The sequence below is a fragment of the Allorhizobium pseudoryzae genome, assembly GCF_011046245.1.
Classification (GTDB): domain Bacteria; phylum Pseudomonadota; class Alphaproteobacteria; order Rhizobiales; family Rhizobiaceae; genus Neorhizobium; species Neorhizobium pseudoryzae.
Genome location: NZ_CP049241.1, coordinates 2,286,558 through 2,307,342 on the forward strand (window position 1 = coordinate 2,286,558; position 20,785 = coordinate 2,307,342).

20 protein-coding genes are annotated in these 20,785 nt (G+C 62.6%); 10 read left to right on the top strand and 10 right to left on the bottom strand.

What is annotated here, in order from left to right; genetic code table 11:
- Positions 1-18: 18 nt before the first annotated feature.
- Positions 19-1,698, top strand: a complete 1,680-nt coding sequence (locus tag G6N78_RS11085) for a formate--tetrahydrofolate ligase (protein WP_165218350.1) — start codon at positions 19-21, stop codon at positions 1,696-1,698.
- 201 nt (positions 1,699-1,899) lie between these two features.
- The gene (locus G6N78_RS11090) at positions 1,900-3,075 is read left to right on the top strand and encodes a GGDEF domain-containing protein (protein WP_165218352.1); all 1,176 of its coding nucleotides are present in this window, start codon (positions 1,900-1,902) and stop codon (positions 3,073-3,075) included.
- On the opposite strand, the gene G6N78_RS11095 is transcribed toward G6N78_RS11090, so the two are convergent.
- Both G6N78_RS11095 and G6N78_RS11100 read right to left on the bottom strand, forming a co-directional pair.
- Positions 3,072-3,938, bottom strand: coding sequence for an extensin family protein (locus G6N78_RS11095; protein WP_165218354.1), 867 nt, complete (start codon positions 3,936-3,938; stop codon positions 3,072-3,074). The genes G6N78_RS11090 and G6N78_RS11095 overlap by 4 nt on opposite strands.
- A 135-nt stretch (positions 3,939-4,073) precedes the next feature.
- Positions 4,074-5,900 (bottom strand): methyl-accepting chemotaxis protein, encoded by a 1,827-nt coding sequence (locus G6N78_RS11100; protein WP_165218356.1) that lies wholly within the window; start codon positions 5,898-5,900, stop codon positions 4,074-4,076.
- A gap of 457 nt (positions 5,901-6,357) precedes the next feature.
- Between G6N78_RS11100 and G6N78_RS11105 the strand changes: the two genes are divergently transcribed.
- The gene (locus G6N78_RS11105; RefSeq protein WP_165218358.1) at positions 6,358-8,547 is read left to right on the top strand and encodes an anthranilate synthase; all 2,190 of its coding nucleotides are present in this window, start codon (positions 6,358-6,360) and stop codon (positions 8,545-8,547) included.
- Positions 8,548-8,683: 136 nt separating this feature from the next.
- On the opposite strand, the gene G6N78_RS11110 is transcribed toward G6N78_RS11105, so the two are convergent.
- Both G6N78_RS11110 and G6N78_RS11115 read right to left on the bottom strand, forming a co-directional pair.
- Positions 8,684-8,857: a hypothetical protein gene (locus G6N78_RS11110; protein ID WP_206531561.1), complete on the bottom strand. Its 174-nt coding sequence runs from the start codon at positions 8,855-8,857 to the stop codon at positions 8,684-8,686.
- Positions 8,854-9,420, bottom strand: a complete 567-nt coding sequence (locus G6N78_RS11115; protein WP_165218360.1) for a dual specificity protein phosphatase family protein — start codon at positions 9,418-9,420, stop codon at positions 8,854-8,856. Before G6N78_RS11115 ends, G6N78_RS11110 begins: the two co-directional genes overlap by 4 nt.
- 229 nt (positions 9,421-9,649) lie before the next feature.
- On the opposite strand from G6N78_RS11115, the gene G6N78_RS11120 reads away from it, so the two are divergent.
- The gene (locus G6N78_RS11120) at positions 9,650-10,561 is read left to right on the top strand and encodes a cation diffusion facilitator family transporter (RefSeq protein WP_165218362.1); all 912 of its coding nucleotides are present in this window, start codon (positions 9,650-9,652) and stop codon (positions 10,559-10,561) included.
- Between the two features lies 1 nt (position 10,562).
- Complete coding sequence (queF, locus tag G6N78_RS11125; RefSeq protein ID WP_165218364.1) at positions 10,563-11,027, top strand: preQ(1) synthase; 465 nt, start codon at positions 10,563-10,565, stop codon at positions 11,025-11,027.
- 70 nt (positions 11,028-11,097) lie between these two features.
- Here the strand turns inward: queF and G6N78_RS11130 are convergent, their stop codons facing one another.
- Both G6N78_RS11130 and G6N78_RS11135 read right to left on the bottom strand, forming a co-directional pair.
- Entirely contained in the window at positions 11,098-11,892 is a 795-nt protein-coding gene (locus G6N78_RS11130; protein WP_165218366.1) for a DUF2076 domain-containing protein, read from the bottom strand.
- A 142-nt stretch (positions 11,893-12,034) separates the two neighbouring features.
- Complete coding sequence (locus G6N78_RS11135; protein WP_165218368.1) at positions 12,035-12,625, bottom strand: HupE/UreJ family protein; 591 nt, start codon at positions 12,623-12,625, stop codon at positions 12,035-12,037.
- A gap of 224 nt (positions 12,626-12,849) precedes the next feature.
- Between G6N78_RS11135 and G6N78_RS11140 the strand changes: the two genes are divergently transcribed.
- The 3 genes from G6N78_RS11140 to G6N78_RS11150 all read left to right on the top strand — a co-directional run bounded on the left by G6N78_RS11140 (position 12,850) and on the right by G6N78_RS11150 (position 15,242).
- Entirely contained in the window at positions 12,850-13,437 is a 588-nt protein-coding gene (locus tag G6N78_RS11140) for an ATP-dependent Clp protease proteolytic subunit (protein ID WP_165218370.1), read from the top strand.
- Between the two features lie 117 nt (positions 13,438-13,554).
- Entirely contained in the window at positions 13,555-14,517 is a 963-nt protein-coding gene (locus G6N78_RS11145) for an acetylxylan esterase (RefSeq protein WP_165218372.1), read from the top strand.
- Positions 14,514-15,242: an esterase family protein gene (locus G6N78_RS11150; protein WP_165218374.1), complete on the top strand. Its 729-nt coding sequence runs from the start codon at positions 14,514-14,516 to the stop codon at positions 15,240-15,242. Before G6N78_RS11145 ends, G6N78_RS11150 begins: the two co-directional genes overlap by 4 nt.
- A gap of 8 nt (positions 15,243-15,250) precedes the next feature.
- Here G6N78_RS11150 and G6N78_RS11155 read toward each other — a convergent pair whose 3' ends face one another.
- From G6N78_RS11155 to G6N78_RS11165, 3 genes are read right to left on the bottom strand one after another with little or no spacing between them, the layout of a single operon-like run.
- Entirely contained in the window at positions 15,251-15,961 is a 711-nt protein-coding gene (locus tag G6N78_RS11155; RefSeq protein ID WP_165218376.1) for an ATP-binding cassette domain-containing protein, read from the bottom strand.
- Positions 15,961-17,136: an FtsX-like permease family protein gene (locus G6N78_RS11160; protein WP_165218378.1), complete on the bottom strand. Its 1,176-nt coding sequence runs from the start codon at positions 17,134-17,136 to the stop codon at positions 15,961-15,963. Before G6N78_RS11160 ends, G6N78_RS11155 begins: the two co-directional genes overlap by 1 nt.
- Entirely contained in the window at positions 17,133-18,374 is a 1,242-nt protein-coding gene (locus G6N78_RS11165; protein WP_165218380.1) for an HlyD family efflux transporter periplasmic adaptor subunit, read from the bottom strand. Before G6N78_RS11165 ends, G6N78_RS11160 begins: the two co-directional genes overlap by 4 nt.
- 64 nt (positions 18,375-18,438) lie before the next feature.
- Here G6N78_RS11165 and G6N78_RS11170 point away from each other — a divergent pair, with 64 nt between their 5' ends.
- Positions 18,439-19,065, top strand: a complete 627-nt coding sequence (locus G6N78_RS11170; RefSeq protein WP_206531562.1) for a TetR/AcrR family transcriptional regulator — start codon at positions 18,439-18,441, stop codon at positions 19,063-19,065.
- 3 nt (positions 19,066-19,068) lie between these two features.
- On the opposite strand, the gene G6N78_RS11175 is transcribed toward G6N78_RS11170, so the two are convergent.
- Positions 19,069-19,677: a LysE/ArgO family amino acid transporter gene (locus G6N78_RS11175; RefSeq protein ID WP_165218384.1), complete on the bottom strand. Its 609-nt coding sequence runs from the start codon at positions 19,675-19,677 to the stop codon at positions 19,069-19,071.
- A gap of 98 nt (positions 19,678-19,775) precedes the next feature.
- On the opposite strand from G6N78_RS11175, the gene G6N78_RS11180 reads away from it, so the two are divergent.
- A complete protein-coding gene (locus G6N78_RS11180) occupies positions 19,776-20,675 on the top strand; it encodes a LysR family transcriptional regulator ArgP (protein WP_165218386.1) in 900 nt (299 codons plus the stop codon).
- The last annotated feature ends 110 nt before the right edge of the window (positions 20,676-20,785 follow it).

Below are 20,785 nucleotides of genomic sequence, written 5' to 3' on the forward strand. Positions count from 1 at the left end.
TTTTGACGAGGAACATGCATGGGACCTGTGCCGTCGGACATCGAAATCGCTCGTGCCGCGAAGAAGAAACCCATCCAGGAGATCGGCCAGCGCCTCGGCATCGGGGCAGAAGACCTCGTTCCTTACGGGCATGACAAGGCCAAGATCACCGCGAGCCTGATTGCCTCTCTATCCGACCGGCCGGATGGCAGACTGATCCTGGTGACGGCCATCAACCCGACACCGGCGGGCGAGGGGAAGACCACGACGACGGTCGGGCTCGGTGACGGGCTGAACCGCATCGGCAAGAAGGCGATGGTCTGCCTGCGCGAACCGTCGCTCGGTCCCTGTTTCGGGGTGAAGGGTGGCGCTGCTGGCGGTGGTTATGCACAGATCGTGCCGATGGAAGACATCAACCTGCATTTCACCGGCGATTTCCACGCCATCACCTCGGCGCACAATCTGCTGGCCGCCATGGTGGACAACCATATCTACTGGGGCAATGCGCTCGACTTCGACCTGCGCCGCGTGACCTGGCGGCGCGTCGTCGACATGAACGACCGGGCGCTGCGCCAGATGGTGGGCCCGCTCGGCGGCGTCTCCAATGGTTATCCGCGCGAAACCGGTTTCGACATCACGGTCGCCTCGGAGATCATGGCGATCCTCTGCCTCTCCACCGATCTTGCGGACCTTGAAAAGCGGCTTGGCGCGATCGTCGTCGGCTACCGGCGCGACAAGAGCCCGGTCTTTGCGCGTGACCTGAAGGCCGATGGCGCCATGGCGGTGCTGTTGAAGGACGCCATGCAGCCGAACCTTGTGCAGACGCTGGAAAACAATCCCGCCTTCGTGCATGGGGGCCCGTTCGCCAATATCGCGCATGGCTGCAATTCCGTCGTCGCGACCCGCGCCGCGCTGAAGCTTGCCGATTACGTGGTGACCGAAGCCGGTTTCGGTGCCGATCTGGGCGCCGAAAAATTCTTCGACATCAAGTGCCGCGAGGCGGGCCTGAAACCCGCGGCGGCGGTCATCGTGGCGACCATCCGGGCGCTGAAGATGAACGGTGGCGTCGCGAAACCGGATCTGTCGAAGGAAAATGTCGCTGCGCTCATTGATGGCTGCGCCAATCTCGGACGGCATATCGAGAATGTCACGAAATTCGGCGTGCCGGTGATCGTGGCGATCAACCACTTCTCCTCCGATACGCAGGCCGAGGTGGACGCGGTCCAGACCTATGTGCACTCGCTCGGCGTGGAGGCGATCCTGTGCCGTCACTGGGCGGAGGGGTCGGTCGGCGTCGAGGAACTTGCCCACAAGGTCGCAGCGCTTGCCGATTCCGGCAGGGCAAATTTCAAGCCGCTCTACGGCGCGGACCTGCCGCTTCTCCAGAAGATCGAAACCGTCGCCCGCGAAATCTACCGGGCTGGCGAGGTGACGGCGGAAAAGGCGGTGCGTGACCAGTTGAAGGCGTTCGAGGATCAGGGCTACGGGCATCTGCCCGTCTGCATTGCCAAGACGCAATATTCCTTCTCCAGCGATCCGGATCTGCTCGGCGCGCCGACCGGCCATACGCTGCCGGTGCGCGAGGTGCGACTGTCGGCCGGTGCCGGTTTCGTCGTGGCGATCACCGGCGAAATCCGCACGATGCCCGGCCTGCCGCGCTCGCCCTCGGCAGAACGGATCCATCTCAACGAGGCCGGCTATATCGAAGGTCTGTTCTGATCTGGGACGCATGACGTCCGCCCAGTCCGAATAAGGGCCACTCTTCCCGCGCAGGCGGCGGGCGGAGACGCAGAAGTTGTCGGCGCTTTACAAGGCTTAACCTTAGCGCCGCAATTTGTGTCGCAGTGAGGCGGGACCCCGCCCTATATTAGGGCTTTGACAAAGTTCTTCCCGGAGAAAGGGAATAACTTTGGAGACCTGATGCCGACACGCGACAAAAACCTGGTTGCTGCGCCCCGCCTCGCACCCCTGCGGTGGCTGACAGATATGGCCAATATTGGAAGCTGCGAATTGCAGTCGCGTCTCAGGCAGACGCTGACCGGTTCTGCTCTGCCGATGGCTCTGGGCTGCGCAAACTCTGCGACCGTCGCGCTTATCGCCTATTTTCGAACGGGATCCTCCATCTTCCTCTGGCTGGCGCTGTTGGATGTCATCGTTCTCTGCATCCGATGGGCGGCGACCTCGCCCCTGTTGCGGCCGTGGTATGCCGATCTCGTTCTGTTGTGCGGGGTGAGTTGGGCGGCGACGACGGCGACCACAACCTTGCTGATCAGCCTGGGAGACGATCTCGACCTGATCATCCTCGTCACGGCATCCGCCTTCGGATCCTGTGCCGGCATCATTGCCCACAATTTCGCGGCTCCCCGATATGCCTTGCTGCAGGTGATCATGATCGATGTCGCCTTCAAGGTGGCATTCGCCTTGCGCTCGCCCCTCTTTATCCCGCTCCTGTCGGTCCAGGCGGTGATCTTTGTCGTGGTGGTGCGCTGGATCATGAGGCGGCAGCGCAATACGACGGTCCGGGCCATCCGTGCCGAAATCGAAAGCCGCATTCAGGCGTTCAACGATCCGCTGACCGGCCTTCTCAATCGCCGCGGCTTTCAAGCCCGGGCGGATGAGATGATGACGTCGAAGACGCCTCTGACGCTGTTTTATCTGGATCTCGACGGGTTCAAGGCGGTCAATGACCAGATGGGGCATGCGGTTGGCGACGAGTTGCTGCGTCAGATCGCGCAACGGTTACGCGACTGCCTGCCCGAAACGACCATCTGCCGACTTGGCGGCGATGAGTTCCTGATCCTGACGCCCGGGATGGACCGTCGTCTGGCGCAATCGACGGCAGCGCGTCTCATACACGCGATTTCGACGCCCTATCTGATCGCAGAGACAATCGCCAAGGTCGGGGTGAGTATCGGTATATCGACTGTGGACGCCGAAAACTCCGACCTGATTGCCGCAACCGCGCTCGCCGACCGGGCGCTCTACCAGGCGAAGGCGTCGGGCAAGGGGCATTATATCCTGGCAGACGATGTCGCCGGAGAGACGTGCGGCGCCAACGCAAATGTCCTCAACCACGCGTTCGGGGCCGATATCTAGCGGCAGTAGCGGTAGCCGCCGTTGCGCTCCAGCACGTCCAGATGCAGGTGGTCCTGGTGCGTCGCGTCGCTGCCGGGGGAGAGCACGGTGGTGAAATGCAGGCAGGCGCCGGCGGTGATCGTCCGCTGGAAGGCGCCAGTCAGCGTCGGATCCTCCATTTTCGGTGTCATGATCACCGGCTCGCCCTTCGACAGGTCGAGACCGATGATATCGATGGCATTGCCGCGGGCATGTTCGGAAATCTTGCCGGTCTCTGCGCCGTTGCGCTTGCGGCAGGTATAGCCCGGGGCATTGCGCACGCCGGTCAGCGTCCGGTCGGGCAGGGCAAGGGCGAGCGTCGGCTGCACCGTGTCCTTCAGCCAGTGCGAGAGCGCAAGGGCTGCCTCGCAGCGCATGGGGGAGGGGTCCGACATCGGTACGCCCGGCAGGGCCTTCGTCATCAGGATCGGCCTTTCGATGCCGCAGACGCCATCGTCATCCTTGATCGGCTCCTGCGGTTCAAACTCGGCCCCCAGCGCCTTCAGATCGCGCAGGCAGGACTCGAGCTTCACCGGATCCTCCGCAACGATGGCGCTGACCACGGGTTCCTTAGGCTTTTCCGCGTCGGTGGTTGATTCCGGTTTGGGCTCGGGTGTCGGCGCGGCCGTGTCCTTCGGCTCGTCCGGTTCTGCCTTGTCCCGCTCCTGCGCGGTCGGCGTCTCACCGGAGGCCGGTGTGTCGGGGGAGGGTTTGGGCCGAGGTGTCGCGACGGGTGTCTCCGGCGGGTTCTGCGGGCCGGAGACGTCCGGTTTATCCGTCGGCAGAGGCGGTGTGTCCGGCAGTCCGGCGCCCGTCAGCATGATGGCCGCAAGTGCTGCGGCCATCCCGTTCCTGGCCCATGATGGGGATCGTGTCATCGTGCCGTCCTCGCCTTCTGCCCGTGGTGAAGTCCCTGTGGGAACCCTCACATCTGGGCAGGTAACGCACGACGGCGGGATTGGTCGCAGACGGAGGCGGGATCAGGCGGCCCGGCGGCGCGGGCGCGGATCGATCTGCACTTCGTCTTCACGGCTGACGAACTGGTTGACCAGCGCCACCATCTCGCCCACCTCCTCGGTCAGCGAATGGCTGGCGGCATTCATTTCCTCGACCATCGCCGCATTCTGCTGGGTAATCTGGTCCATCTGGTTGACGGAGGTGTTGATCGCCTGCAGCACGTCGCTCTGTTCGCTGGTGCCGAGTGCGATCGTCTCGATGTCGCCGGCAATGGACGCGATGTCGTTCTCGATTTCCTTCAGAGCCTCGCCGGTGCGCGAGACGAGCGCCACGCCGCCGGCCACTTCGTTGGTGGAATGGGTGATGAGCGCGTGGATTTCCTGCGCGGCATTGGCGGATCGTTGGGCGAGTGCACGTACTTCCTGGGCGACAACGGCAAACCCTTTGCCGGCTTCGCCTGCGCGTGCCGCCTCGACGCCGGCGTTCAGCGCCAGCAGGTTGGTCTGGAAGGCGATCTCGTCGATGAGGCCGGTGATCGAGCCGATGCGCTGGGAGGCATCCTCGATGCGGCTCATGGCATCGATCGCCTGACGGACGATCTCGGCCGAGCGTCCGACATTTTCGCGCGCGTGGTTGCTCTTCGTCATCGTGTTCTTGGTCAGGCCGCTGGAGGCGGCGATATTCGAGGTGATCTCGTCCAGCGCGGCAGCGGTCTCTTCCAGGGCCGCGGCCTGCTTTTCGGTGCGGTGGGCGAGGTTGTCGGCGGAGCCATCCAGGCTTTCGGCATTGGCACGGATTTCATCCGCCTTGCCCAGCACCCGGCGCATCGTCTGCTGGAAGACGGCGAGCGACCGGTTGAAATTGTTGCGCAGCACCTCGAATTCCTCGTCGAAGGGCTCGTCCAGCGTGACATGGATGTTGAAGCGCGACAGGCGATCGAGGCCGGCGCCCAGATCGTCGATGACCTTCTTGAGGGTCGCGGCCCGTTGCGTTTCGATGGCCAGCTGGCGGTTGCGCTCTTCGCTCGTCTGCTGTTCGTGGCGGTCGGCATCCTGCTCCAGCCGTTCCTTCTCCAGGGCCGCCTCGCGGAAATGGGCCACGGCCTGTGCCATGTGGCCGACTTCGTCCTTGCGGTCGGCATGCGGCACCGGGCTTTCGAGGTCTCCGGTCGCCAGGGCGGTCATGTAGCGTTGCATGTCCTGCAATGGCGAGATGGCGCGTCGGCGAAACAATGCGATGCCGCCGAGAAGGACGATGACGGCCACGCCGCTCGCCGTATAGGCCAGGGAGCGATAGAAGGTTCCGGTGGTGGCGGCTCGCGCCTCGACGGCGGTCATGTCCTTGTGGGCCATGTCGACCAGGTGCACGACGGCGGCGCGCTGGGTGCGGAAGCGCTTTCTCAGCTCCGTCAGGTCGGTTTCCTTGCCATTGACGGCGGCAATCTTGAACTGCGGGACAACAACCTCGAACAGATGTTGCCAGAAGGCTTCGGACGCCTGTTTGTACTCTCCGAAGACGAAGGATGCGGTGGCGGCCGGCAGGGGTTTGGTGGCCCAGGCCGCCATGCGTGCCGAGTAATCGGCGTGCAGCTTCTTCAGCATTTCGGTATTGGCGTCCGCTTCTTCCGGATAGGCCGCCGTCTCGGTGGCCGTCAGATAGGCCTCGACCACGAACATCGGCGGCGGCAGGATGTCGGCCACGAGGTCCTTCGCATCGATGATGAGGCTGTATTCCGGTCCGTCGATCTGCAACTGACGCAGAGAATACAGAAGCGTTCCCACCGCGACAGACAGTCCCATGAAGAGAACCATTCCGAACAGAGCAAGAAAGCGCGATATGGTCATCTGCATGCGTGTGAGCTCCAGTCTCTGACCCTAGGCTGTCTGATGCGGCTTCTAGTGAACAGGGTTAATCTAAGATTAACATAAGCATAAATTTGTTATTCAATTGCTAATGGCGCAGTACAATTGATTTAACTGTTCGACCTATCCGGCTGTGCGAAAAGTGTTTTTTAAAGTGCAGGCTTTCCTGAAGAAAAACTTTCGCCGCGCGTCTTCAGGCCGTCCGATCTGACGCTGTCGCGGAGCAGCACAGATCCCGCTTGTCAGACACAAAGCCGCGCGCTATGAACGTCGCCATGACAACGTCGAGCAACATGATGATCTGGTGGTGGGCACGCTAAACGCGGCCTTGACCAGTCATGTCCAAAGACGAGACAAAGCCGCCCGAAACTCCCGAGGCGGCTTTTTTGATGAAAAGACCTCCTCCAGAACCGGGCTCGATGGGAAAGAGGAAGAGGTTAAGAGCATGGTCACCATCATCGAAGACGACGGCTCGGAGGTCTACGAGACTCGTGGCGGCATTTCCGTCAGCCGCAAGCGCCGGCCGACCCCTTATGCCAATGCGGTGTCCAGTTACGTGGACAAACTGGATGAACGCCGCGGCGCGGTCTTCTCGTCGAACTACGAATATCCGGGCCGCTATACCCGCTGGGATACGGCGATCGTCGATCCGCCGCTCGGCATCTCCTCCTTCGGCCGCACTGTCTGGATCGAGGCCTATAACGGCCGCGGCGAAGTGCTGCTCGATTTCATTGCGGATCGCCTGTCGTCCGAACCGGACCTGACGCTCGGGGCACGCTCTCAGCGCCGTCTCGACCTCTCCGTCAACACGCCTTCCCGCGCCTTTACCGAGGAAGAGCGCTCGAAGATGCCGACGGTGTTTACCGTGCTGCGCGCCATCGTCGATCTCTTCCATTCGGATGCTGACAGTGCCATCGGCCTCTTCGGTGCCTTCGGTTACGATCTCGCCTTCCAGTTCGATTCCATCGATCTTTCGCTCAACCGCCCCGATGACCAGCGCGATATGGTGCTGTTCCTGCCGGACGAGATCCTCGTCGTCGACCACCACGCCGCCAAGGCCTGGATCGACCGCTACGATTTTGCCCGCGACGGCAAGACGACGGTCGGCAAGTCGGAAGAGATTGCGCCGGAACCCTTCCGCACGACGGACACGATCCCGCCGAAGGGCGATCATCGCCCCGGCGAATATGCCGAACTGGTGGTGAAGGCGAAGGAAAGCTTCCGCCGCGGCGATCTGTTCGAGGTCGTGCCCGGCCAGAAGTTCATGGAACGCTGCGATTCAAAACCCTCGCAGATCTCCAACCGCCTGAAGGCGATCAACCCGTCGCCCTATTCCTTCTTCATCAATCTCGGCAACCAGGAATATCTCGTCGGCGCTTCGCCGGAAATGTTCGTGCGCGTTTCCGGTCGCCGCATCGAGACCTGCCCGATTTCCGGCACGATCCGCCGCGGCGAAGATGCGATCTCCGACTCCGAACAGATCCTGAAGCTCTTGAACTCCAAGAAGGACGAGAGCGAGCTCACCATGTGCTCGGACGTCGACCGCAACGACAAGTCCAGAGTCTGCGAGCCGGGGTCGGTCAAGGTCATCGGCCGCCGGCAGATCGAGATGTATTCGCGGCTCATCCACACGGTGGACCATATCGAGGGACGCCTGCGTCCGGACATGGACGCCTTCGACGGCTTCCTCTCCCACGCCTGGGCCGTTACCGTCACCGGGGCGCCGAAGCTTTGGGCGATGCGCTTCATCGAGAAACACGAAAAGAGCCCGCGGGCCTGGTATGGTGGTGCGATCGGCATGGTCGGCTTCAACGGCGACATGAACACGGGTCTCACGCTGCGCACCATCCGCATCAAGGACGGCATTGCCGAGGTGCGCGCCGGCGCGACGCTGCTCAACGACAGCGACCCGCACGAGGAAGAGGCCGAAACCGAACTGAAGGCCTCCGCCATGATTGCCGCCATCCGCGATGCCCGCACGGGCAATACCGCCAAGGTCAGCCGTGACGTGCAGACGGTGGGGCAGGGGGTGAAAATCCTGCTGGTCGATCACGAGGACAGCTTTGTCCATACGCTCGCCAACTATTTCCGCCAGACGGGAGCGGACGTCTCCACCGTGCGCACGCCGGTGCCGGAGGAGATCTACGACCGGATCAAGCCGGATCTGGTGGTGCTCTCGCCCGGACCCGGCAATCCGAAGGATTTCGATTGTAAGGCAACGATCAAGGCGGCGCGCGCCAAAGGTCTGCCGATCTTCGGCGTTTGTCTCGGCCTGCAGGCGCTGGCGGAAGCCTATGGCGGCGAGCTTCGGCATCTTGCGGTTCCGATGCACGGCAAGCCGTCGCGCATCCGCGTGCTGGAGCCGGGGATCGTCTTTGCCGGCCTTGGCCGCGAGGTGACGGTCGGCCGTTATCACTCGATCTTCGCCGATCCGAAGACGCTGCATCCGGATTTCATCATCACTGCGGAAAGCGAGGACGGCACGATCATGGGGATCGAACACGCCAAGGAACCGATTGCGGCGGTGCAGTTCCACCCCGAATCGATCATGACGCTCGGCGGCGATGCCGGCATGCGGATGATCGAGAACGTGGTGGCGAACCTGTCGCGCCGGGCGAAGGAACAGGCGGCGTAAGGGCTGTTTGGGGCTCTCCATCTATTCCATCAAACCTCGCAAGACTCGGTCTTGCGAGGTTTTTATGTGACCGGCGACGGATCCGGCGAGTGGTACCCAGGTAACCGTCGGGCACATTCCGGGGCCGACTGTCGGATCAGTCGTGGCACTCAGGCACTGGCTTTCCGTCATCGTTCCCCCAGCTTTTCAGCCAGGCGCTGACTTCGTCGCCGGTCAGATGGCGACCGGAATGTTGGTAGGCGGTCCAGAATGCGTCTGCTTCCTGCCTGAAGCTTTCGCGCGCTTCGTCGCGCGGTTCGATCGGTTTCAACTCGGCAATCCAATCAGCTTCTCGAAATCTTCCCAGGTGTCGTCCATGGCATAGGCGCCGGTGAAGGGAATGTTCAGGTGGCCGAAGAGCGGCGTCAGCTGCCATTCGGCGGTCCGTTCGTCCACATTCGCCACCTGCTGCAGATACATGACGGAGGCAAGGCCGGTGCGGTCGGCGCCGTTCTTGCAGTGGACGAGGATTGGGCCTTGTGCCGTGCGGAGCAGGCTGACCAGCTTGAAACTCTGTTCCGGCGTCAGTTCCTTGCTGGCCGACATCGGAAAATCCACATGCGTCACACCGTGTGCATGCGCGGCCGCCAGTTCATCCTCGTACCAGGCCGCACCGGGTTTTGCGCCGCGCAGGTTGATGACGGTTCGGATGTGGTAGGTCTCGATATAGTGATCGAAGCCGTCCTTCGAAAGCTGGGCGGAGCGGTAGAACTGGCCGGGTACGACCTCGTGGACATTCCCCGTCAGCTGCAGAAAGCCCAGATAGGCACCGAGCAGCAGCAGCGGCGCGACGAGACAAAGCCCGGCGCCTTTAGCGATCTGTGAAACTGTCATGAAGGCCCCCGTCCGACCGAAGCAGATGCACCACACCTGCTGGAACACGATGAAGATCGCATCGGTGGCGGTTTTGTGGCAAGCGGAAAAGCTTGCCGAAGTGCTTTGACATTGCCGTCAATCCGAGCGATAGAGCGCACGAAACCGAAACCGCCGAGCGCTACAGTGTGCTCGGCGGTTTCGCCGTTTTCAGGCTTTTGCAAATCATTCGCATGCGCACGGAAAGACGATGACCGACGACGAAAAACAGCTTGTCCAACGCCTTGCCTTCTGGGGCATCCCGCTCTCGCTTGGCGTGATGGGCCTCAAGCTCCTGGCCTGGTGGGTCACCGGTTCAGTGGCGCTTCTGTCCGACGGGCTGGAGAGCTTCGTCAATGTTGCGGCGGCCTGCATCGCCTACTTCGTCATTCGTTATGCGCAGCGTCCGGCAGACGAAGATCACCAGTTCGGCCATCACAAGGCGGAATATATCTCCGCCGTCATCGAAGGCGTGCTGATCGTCATTGCCGCGCTGCTGATCGTCAAGGAGGCCTGGGGCGGGCTGGTCGAGCCGCGCCTGCCGGAGGCGCCGGTCATGGGTCTGGCGATCAATGCCTTGGCCGGCGTCATCAACGCCGCCTGGGCAATGCTTCTCATCCGCATCGGCACCAGCCATCGTTCGCCGGCGCTCAAAGCCGACGGGCAACACATCATGTCGGATGTGGTCACATCCGCCGGCGTGCTGATCGGCCTCATTCTCGCACTTCTGACCGGTTATGCCATCCTCGACCCGGTTCTCGCCATCATCGTCGGCATCAACATTCTCTACCAGGGCTCGAAGGTCATCTCCCACTCTCTGGGCGGACTGATGGACAAGGCGGTCGAGCCGGAAGAGGAAGATGCGATCCGTGCGGCGATCCGCAGCCATTCCGCCGGCGCGCTCGGCGTGCATGATCTGAGAACCCGCCGTGCTGGCGCTGTCGCCTTCATCGATTTCCATCTGGTGGTGCCGGCGAAGATGCCGGTCGGTGAGGCGCATACGATCTGCGATCGCTTGGAAGATGCGATCAAGGCGGTTATTCCCGGCGCATCACTCGCCATTCATGTGGAGCCGGAGGGCGAAAGCCCCCACGGGCTCAAGGTTACTGTAGAAGGTCAATGAAATGAGCATGACGGATGTCAGCGGGCTCTCGCAGCTCGGTAAACACGTAGAGGCTCCGACGAGCCCGGAGACGGCGGTTCTCGAAAAAGTGCCGAACAGCAATGCGGGCACGGATTACGTGGTGCGCTTTACCGCGCCGGAATTCACCTCGCTTTGCCCGATGACCGGCCAGCCGGATTTCGCCCATATCGTCATCGACTACATTCCGGGCGAGTCGCTCGTCGAATCGAAATCGCTGAAACTGTTCCTCGCCGCCTTCCGCAATCACGGCGCCTTTCATGAGGATTGCTCGGTCTATATCGCCAAGCGGCTGGTCGATCTTCTGCAACCGAAGTGGCTCCGGATCGGCGCCTACTGGTATCCGCGCGGCGGCATCCCGATCGATGTCTTCTGGCAGACCGGTGCGGTGCCGGAAGGGGTCTGGCTGCCGGACCAGGGTGTGCCGACCTATCGCGGCCGCGGATAATCCGGCTTTCGGATCAGACTTTGCAGCGCGGGGAAGTCTCGAGCTTTCCCGCGGTGCTTTTTGTGCTTGATCAGACGAAATCGCTGCCGTCGTCGCTGCCGAGATCGGTGTCGTCGTTCCAGCCGGTATCGTTGGTATCGAGATCGGCCTGCTGCAGGTTGTCGTCCGGCTCCAGGTTGGCGCTGGCATTCGTGCCGGTATCGATCTGCGGCGGATCATTGCTGGGATCGCCGTAATAGTTGTTGATGACGGTTTCCTCCACCGGCGCATTGCCAAAGCCTTCGCTCAAGGGTGCGCCGAGCCCGAGCCCGGCCATGTGATGGCCGAAGATCCCGCTCAGGGAATTGGCAAGCAGCATACCGCCCGCAACGCCTGCGGCGGTGCCGAGCGCACCGGTGAGGAAACTGCTCCCGGCGGAGGGGCCGGACACAGGTTGCGACCACGGGCCTGTCGGCGCCTGGGAATAGCCAGATGCCTGCCCATAGCCCTGCGGCTGGCTCCAGGGCGCGCCGCGATCGGTCGCCGGATAGGCGGGACGCGAGGGTGCGGGCGGTGCGGTCCGCGTCGGCTGGCTGGAGCCGAAGATCGAGCTCAGGAAACCGCGTTCCTCCGGCTGGGGTGCCGGTTTCGCCAGGTTTCCCTCAAGCTCGCGGATCCGACCTTCGAGATCGTTGATACGTTTGGAGGCGGCTTCGAGCCCTTTTTCCTGAACGATCACCGCCTGCGCCAGATAATAGGGCGCGGCCGGTTCGGCGCGCACCGCATCGGCAATCAGCCGTTCGGCATCGGCATCGCGCGGGGTGCCGGCGGCGGTGCGAACACGGTCGAACAGGGCGGTCAAAAGCTGGCGTTCTTCCGGTAACATCGGGTCTCTCCTTCGCTCAAAGGCTCTTTGCCTCAGCCATGAAAAAGAAATGGGGCCGGATTCGGTCCGTGTCACCGGGGCTTTGCCTTAATTCTTGGTAAGGCGGGGGGAGGGCTCGGGTTGCGCCCGCCCGAAGCTCTCTTCAGCCGCCGAAGGCGAGCGACAGGCCGGCGAGGGCCGCAAGGGTTCCCAGCACCCGCGACACGACCGGTGCCGTGCGGCTGACGAGAAGGCCAAGCGCTAGGCCCGCCACATGCAGGAGCGCGGTCGAGACCAGGAAGCCGAGACCGAAGGCCCAGGCGCCGGCATGGCCCAGCTCGGCGCCATGCGCATGGCCGTGGAAGAGGGCAAAGACCGCAACGACGGCAGCGGACGCCGCCACCGGCAGACGCACGGCGAGGCCGACCAGCAGGCCGAGACCGATGACGGAGGCGAGAATCGCCGGCTCGACGAACGGCAGTTGAACGCCGAACACCGCCAGCGCGAAACCCAAGGCCATGGTGCCGACAAAGGCGGCGGGCACGGCAAAGAGTGCGGCGCGGCGGCCCGGTGTGGCGGCAATCTGCGCGGCCCAGAGCCCGACGGCCACCATGGCCAGAACGTGGTCGGCACCGAAGACCGGATGCGAGAGGCCGGCGGCAAAGGAACCATGGGCCAGCGGATCAAGATGGGCGAAGGCCGGAGCGGCAGCGGCGGCAAAAAGGCCTGCGGTGAGTGAAAGACGTTTCAACATGAAGGGTTCCTTTGACAATCGACAGACAGCGGCAGGTTATCATCTGCTGCACTGCATCAGGCGCAAGATTAGGCAGTGCCTAAAAATCTGTCCATCCGCAAAATGACGGTAATTGGATTCACCTTGCCGGAAGTTCAGGCCGGCTCTTGCCGTTTCGCTCATTGTCTTGCGCGCCCGAACGCATTATGTCCGGTGGCATGCACTTCCACATTGGAGAACGCTCTATGCTTGATGAGAATGACGACGACAAGTCGAAGGAATTGCCACTCGGGAAGGAAACGGAGGCGAACCTCTTCAAGTCGCGTTCGATCTTCATCTATGGCGGCATCACGCAGGAACTGGCGCAGAAGGTCTGCACCCAGCTCGTCGCGCTGGCCGCAGCCTCCGACGAGGATATCCGCATCTACGTGAATTCTCCGGGCGGCCATGTCGAATCGGGTGATTCGATTCACGACATGATCAAGTTCATCAAACCGAAGGTCTGGATCATCGGCACTGGCTGGGTCGCGTCTGCCGGCGCACTGATCTACGTATCGGTGCCGAAGGAACGCCGCATCTGCCTGCCGAACACCCGCTTCCTGCTGCACCAACCGTCCGGCGGCACGCGCGGCATGGCGTCCGACATCGAGATCCAGGCCCGCGAAATCATCAAGATGAACCAGCGCCTGATCAAGATCTTCTCCAAGGCCACCGGCCAGACGGAAGAGAAGATCGCCAAGGACATCGACCGTGACTACTGGCTGTCGGCGGAAGATGCCGTCTCCTACGGTCTGGTTTCGAAGATCGTCGAGAGCCAGGCCGAAATCGGCTGATCGTTTTCGATCTTCGTTGCAAAATTGGCCCCGTCGGAGAGATCCGGCGGGGTTTTCCGTATCCATGATCTGCGGCGCGGCAAATGTCCGCGCAGCGTTGCAAGACCGGTGCATCCGATGAGCGTTCCGACCGACCACCCGTTCGCATTCGATCCCACCTACGGCTATAGCCTGGAGGCGCTTCAGGCGCTTCGCGCGCCGGAGGCCCCGGAGGGGTTCGACGCGTTCTGGGCCGGTCGCTACCAGCGGGCGCTTGAGGTGAAGCCAAAGCCGCAGCGGCGCGTGAGCGCCTTGTCGCATCCGGCTTGGCAGGTGGAGGAGATTCACTTCACCTCGACCGACCGTGTGCGGATCGGCGGATGGTTGCTGACGCCGAGGAGCGGAGAGATCCGCCGCGGGATCGTGGTCGGCCACGGCTATGGCGGGCGTGAGGCGCCGGATTTCGACTATCCGGTCACGGATGCAGCGCTGCTCTTTCCCTGCTTCCGCGGCATGTCGAAGAGCCCGCATCCGCCGATTTCCGGCAACGCGGTCTGGCACGTGCTGCACCATATCGAGAAGCCGGACCAATATGTCATCGGCGGCTGCGTCGAGGATCTCTTCGTCTCCGTCTCGGCGCTGCTTCAGCTGTTTCCCGCGCTTGAGGGGCAGATTGGCTACAGCGGCATCAGTTTCGGCGGCGGCATCGGGGCGCTCGGCATTCCCTTCGACCCACGGATCGATCGTGGTTTCCTCGAAGTGCCGACCTTCGGCAATCGGCCGCTCTGGCTGACGCTGCCCTCCACCGGTAGTGCGGCCTCGGTTCAGATCTATCGCAAGACACATCCGGGCGTCGATGAGGCACTGCGTTTCTTTGATGCCGCCACCGCCGCCACGCGAATCACGGTGCCGATGCTGGTGGCGCCGGCGCGGTTCGACCCGGCGGTGGCGCCGCCCTGCCAGTTTTCCGTCGCCAATGCGGTGCCGCAAAAATTTAATGAAACCTTCATTCTCGACGCCGGCCACTTCGATTATCCTGACGCTGCAACGCAGCATAACCTTCTCTCTGAGAAGGTCAGGACATTCTTCGGAGATCCATGAACCGAGAATATGTGCGCTGGTACAGTCCCCGCCTTCATCGCGAGATGGAGCTACTGATCTTTGGACACGCCGGCGCGAAGGTTCTGATGCTGCCGACCCGTGAGGGGCGGTTCTTCGAATACGAACAGATGGGCGTGGTGGCGAGCCTCGCGGGCAAGATCGAAGCCGGACAGATGCAGCTCTTCTGCATCGAAGGCATGGCGGGCGAGACCTTCTACAGCGGCTGGCGGCATCCAGGCGATCGCATCCGGCGGCATGCGCTGTTCGAGGACTATGTGCTCTCTGAGGTGCTGCCGCTGATGGCGGCGCGCAACCCGCATGACTGCACGATCATCCAGGGCTGCAGCCTGGGCGCCTTCCAGGCGGCAAGCCTTGCGCTGCGCCATCCGCACCTGTTCCGCAAGCTCGTCGCCTTTTCCGGCCGCTACGACCTGACGCTGAAAGTGGAACATTTCGATGACCTTCTGGGCGGTTATTATGACGACGAGGTGTATTTTCGCACGCCGACCCATTTCCTGCCCAACCTGCCGCCGGGCGATCATCTTGATCACCTCAGGCGTCTGGAGGTGGTGCTGGCGATCGGTGCCGACGATCCGTTTCTCGACAACAACCGGCATCTCAGCCGCCTTCTGACGGAAAAGGGTGTGATGCATCAGCTGCATGTGTGGGACGGACGTGCGCATCGCGCCGGCATCTGGCGGCGCATGGCGCCGCTCTATATCTAGCAAGCCGATCAGACGATCACGGCTTTCGGAACCGTCTTGGTGTCGGAGACGAGGCGGCCTTCCTCCAACACAAGAATGCGGTCGGCGAGATCGACGATGCGGTTGTCGTGCGTGACCATGACGGTGGTTGTGCCGCGCTCACGGCCGAGCGCCTTCAGCAGGGTCACCACCTGCAGGCCGCTTTCCTTGTCGAGGGCGGCCGTCGGTTCGTCGGCAAAGACAATCCGCGGTCCGCTGACGAGCGCGCGGGCAATTGCGACACGCTGCTTCTGGCCGCCGGAGAGGGATGCCGGCAGATAATCGATGCGGTGGCCGAGACCGAGCAGGTCGAGCATATGTTCGATCGCCCGCTGGCGTGCCTGGGCATCGCCGCGGCCATGCACTTCCAGTCCCATCATGACGTTCTGCCGGGCCGTCAGGCTTTCGTGCAGATTGTGCGCCTGGAAGATGAAGCCAACCTCACGGCGCAGGGCCTCGAGGCGCCTCTGGCCAGCACCGCGCAGTTCCTCGCCCAGCAGCAGGATCGATCCATCCATCACCTCGCGCAGGCAGCCCATCAGTGTCAGCACCGTCGTCTTGCCGGAGCCCGACGGTCCCATCAGCACGGTGAGGCTTCCCAGTGCGATGGACAGCGAGATATCGAAGAGCGCCTGCTTGCGGGCCTCGCCCTTGCCGAACCAGTGGTTCAGATGCCGGATGATGATGGGGCTATCGGTCATCAGAAAAGGTCCGCTGGATCGGCGCCCTTGAGGCGGCGGGTGGCAAGGCTGCCGGAAATGACCGAGGCGGCCAGCGTGCCGACTAGGACCATGACGGCGCGCTGTCCGGTCATCGCGATCGGCAGCGCGGTGACGCCTGACAACAGGCTATAGATGAGGTTCGACAGAAGGAAGCCCGGCACGAAGCCGAGGACGCCGAGCACCAGCGCCTCCTCCAGCACGATGCCGAAAAAGAAGCTGTGCGGATACCCCATGGCCTTCAGTGTCGCATATTCCTTCAGGTGATCGGCGACATCGGTGGATAGCACCTGATAGACGATGACGATGCCGACGAGCACACCCATGAAAACCCCAAAGCCGAAGATGACGCCGGTGGGGCGCTCTGTGGTCTGGTAGCGGAGATCCTCGGCTATTGCATCGGCGGTGGAGCGGACGATGACCGGCTCATCCTTCAGGATTTCGCGCAAGTGCGCCACGAGCGATGGGATCGCCTGCTTGTCGTCCACATGCAGAAGGATGTGTGAGGGGGTTCCGCCGATCCTTTTCGGAAACAGCGACAGGAAGGTCTGGTCGGAGGTGAACATTGCACCATCGGCGGAAAAACCGGCGCCGATACCGAGCGTTCCGATGGCGGTGATCGTGCGGCCCTGGACTTCCAGGCGGTAAGGATTTGCCTCGGATATGTCGGCGAGTTCCTGCGCTTCGACACCGCGAATCGAGTGGTCCAGCAGGACATGATCCGTCAGCATCAGGCGTGGCATCTCTGGCCGCACCTGGGGGCCGGCAAACGCCGCAGCCTCGACCGGCAGGCCATAGACCATCAGGTTCACCGTGTTGCCATCCTGCCGTTTCCAGTCCAGCTTGCCCATATAAAGGGGGGCGGCCGCGATGATACCGGGTACGGAGAGTGCGCGAAACAGCAGGCGCCTTGAGACTGCCGACCCCTCCGTCAGCGTGTTGCTGTCGTTCGACGAGATCATGATGTCGGAGACGATCGGGTCATAGCTCGTCTTGATGGTGCCGTTCAGGACGCCCATGATGCCGAGCTGGACGAAGACCAGCATGTTGGCAAAGGCGACGCCGGCAAGGGCTGCTGCCAGGCGCGCCGGGTTGTGCCGCAGTTGCAGCCAGCCGATGGGCAGGCGCCCGAACAGTTTTCCGAGAAGATAGCTCATGATGCCGGCCCCGAAATGCTGATGCGGCCGATGACTTCGAGCCCGGTCAGGCCGCGGGCGCGCTCGGAGGAGGCGTTGTCCAGATCGCCGGTCACCCGCACGATGCGCGCATCGGTATTGGCCACTGGATCGGAAGACAGAACCGTCTGGCGCTCCACCTCCAGCCCGATCCTGGTGACGAAAGCCTTCAGCGGCGTTGCAAGCGCCGGGCTGCTGATCTCGATCGACTGGCCGGGTGCAATCGACCGGATGTCGGTTTGGTAGACTTCGAGCTCCACCTGCATGTTTTGTGTATCGCCGAGCGTTGCAAGCCCGGTCGTGCCCGGCCTTTCCCCGACGCGGCTGATGAGGGAAATCACGGTGCCGTTGATGGGCGAGACGATCGTGCCCTTGCTGATGTCCCGTTCTGCCGTTTCCAGCTGGATCTTTGCGACCTCGACATTGCGGGCGGCAAGCGCGATATCGGCCTGATCGGCGGGACTTGCCGCATCATAGCGGGCGACGGATGCAATCGCCTTCAGCAGATCGCCGCGCGCCTGCGCCAATTGGCTTTCCGCCGATTGCAGCGTGGAAGTGGAGGAGGCGCCGCCCTGCTGCAGGCTCTTGGCCCGTGCCAGTTCCTTTTCCGCAAGGTCAAGCGCCGCCTTGGCGCTTTCCTGAGTAGCCCTTGCCTCTGCAAGGTTGGTCGAAACCGTCAGCTTCGTCTGCGAAAGTGTTGCCTCGCTGGCGGCGAGATTGGCTCTCGCCGTCGCAACGGCGGCCTTCAGCGATGGCAGATTGTCAAGTTCCGCCAGCACCTGGTTTGCCGTAACCGGATCGCCTTCGTCCACCAGGATCTTTGCAATGCGCGCATCGCTGCCGCCATAGGGGGAGGAGACCGTGATGGTTTTCCCGTGCGGCAGCAGGTGTCCAAGCGCCGTGACGGAGACGTTCGTGTCGGTAGCCGTCGGGAGCGCAGCCGGGGAGGGCGCCACGGCGATCGGGGTCGAGGTGCCGCCGCCGGGTTGAAGGCCGGTGATGCCGAAGAAGGCCTTCAGCGCCGGCGGCTGGAAATAGAGGCCGATGACCGCGCCTGTGAAGAGGATCGCCATCAGAACGGGCAGGCGCCAGAGACGGCGGATCGCCTTCAGCCGCGGGCGCTCCGCAGGGCGCGCGGACGGTACCACCAGCGCCTCGCGTGGCACGGGCAGGGGGAGCGATGACGCAACGGCTTGCGTGTCTTGCTGCGTCTCTGACATGATGACCTCTGGCGATTTAATGACTTTTCGGTCATTAATAGCGGAAAGGCATGAGGAAAACAATATGGATGTGGAACAGAGCCCGCGCCGGCGTCAGCGCCGCAAGGAGGCGAGACCGTCCGAAATCATCGATGCAGGGCTGGAACTGTTCCGGGAGAACGGCTTTGCCGGTACCCGCCTGGAAGACGTGGCCAAACGCGCCGGCATCGCCAAGGGCACGGTGTATCTCTATTTCCCCTCCAAGGAGGCGTTGTTCGAAGCGGCGATGAAGGAGCGGATCGTCTCCAACATGGAAGCCATGGGCCAGTTGGTGGCTTCTTTCGAAGGGACGACAGCCGAACTGCTGCAACGCTTCCTTGAGACCATGTACTCCCACCTCATGGAGGGAGAGGCCGGCATTCTGATGCGGATCCTGATCGGCGAGGGGACGCGCTTTCCGCACCTGATTGAGCTGCATCGGAAGATCACCATGGAGCTCGGCCTGGGCACAATGAAGGCCATGTTGATGCGCGCCGAGGCGCGAGGCGAGTTACGCATCCCGGTCCAGGATATCGATCCGCGGATGATCGTGGCGCCGCTCGTTCTCTTTGCTGTCGCCCGTGACATCTTTCCCAAGGACAGTTTTGGCAGCCGAGAGGATTTCATCCGCCGCCATTGCGACCTGGTGCTGAACGGCATGCTGGCCCGGTAGCGATCAACCGCCGATGAGCAGCCGGGCGGCGATGGCCCACATGACGAGCGCGATCACCCCTTCGAGGAGACGCCAGGCGGATGGGCGGGCAAACAGCGGGCGTAGCCACGCCGCGCCATAGCCGAGGGAAAAGAAGAACAGGAACGAGCCGCTGGTCGCCCCCAGGGCGAAGCTTAACGTGCGACCCGGAAACTGCGTGGAAATCGTACCAAGCAGCACGACCGTATCCAGATAGACATGCGGATTGAGCCATGTGAGCGCCAGGCAGGTGGCGAATACCTGGCCGACGGGAACCGCTGCGCCCGCATTGGTGGCCAGGGCTTCCGTCGAGGTGAACGCGGAGCGCAGGCTGCGCGCGCCATACCAGAGGAGAAAGGCAGCGCCGGCCATGCGCATCGCAGGATCGAGCCAGGGGAGCAGGGTCGCCACCTGGCCGAAGCTGGTCACGCCGAGCGTAATCAGGATCGCGTCCGAGGTGGCGCAGGTGAGGCAGACGAGGAAGACGTGCTCACTGCGCAGGCCCTGCCGCAACACGAAGGCGTTCTGGGCGCCGATGGCGAGGATGAGACTGAGGCCCATGCCAAGCCCGGTGACGTAAACGCCGAAATCCAACAAAGATTCAATCTCCACCATTGGGTTTCGCTTTTGTTAAATGCAGCTGGGCTAAATATCGAACGAGAAATCCTTGTGCCGATTAAGCGGAGCTAATGATGCTGGACTACGCAGCCCTTTCTGCCGTTGCAGCAGTCGTCCAGACGGGGAGTTTCGAGCGTGCGGCCAGCCTGCTGCATGTCACGCCATCGGCTATCTCCCAGCGCGTCAAGCAACTGGAGGAACGGCTCGGGACCGTGCTGATCAGCCGCGGCACGCCCTGCAGCGCCACGGATCAGGGCGCCTGGTTGTGCCGGCATATCGAGCATGTCGGCATGCTGGAAAAGGAGTTGCTGCAGAACCTGCCGCAGTTGACGGAGCGGGATGCTCCGGCTCTGAAAGTGACGTTGCATCTGGCCACCAATGCCGACAGCCTGGGGACCTGGTTTCTCAAGGCGATCTGCGATTTTGCCAACGCCTCCGATTATCTCTTGAAGATTGAAGTGGACGACCAGGAGCACACGGCCGAATGGCTGCAGAAGGGCAGGGTGCTGGCGGCCGTCACCGGGCATGGCAAGCAGGTGCAGGGGTGCCGCATGACGCGGCTTGGCAACCTGCGTTACCATGCCACCGCAAGCCCGGACTTCGCGGCCCGTCACTTTGCCGAGGGCGTCGATGCGGGTTCCCTGTCGAAGGCGCCGGCGCTCACCTACAATCAGAAGGATCGGCTGCAGGAGCAGTGGATCCACGCGATCTGCGGTCGCACCGTCAATCATCCCACCCACTGGCTGCCCTCGACGCATGCGTTTGTCGAGGCAAGCCTTGCCGGCACCGGCTGGGGTATGAACCCGGCTCTGCTGGTGAAGGAGCATCTGGAAAGCGGTCGCCTGATCGACCTGGCGCCCGGCACCGTTCTGGATGTGCCGCTCTATTGGCAGGTCAATCGTATGGTCGATGAGCAATTGTCGGGGCTGACCCAGGCCGTTATTGCCGCAGCCGAGTCCGCCCTCGTGCGCTGACGTCAATTTCCGGTGGATTTTTAGGGGGCGTATCAACCGATTTGAAACGGCTCAGTGAGAATACTGGTATTCTGGATGCAGATTTTAACGCATGGATGTGTTCAGTTTTA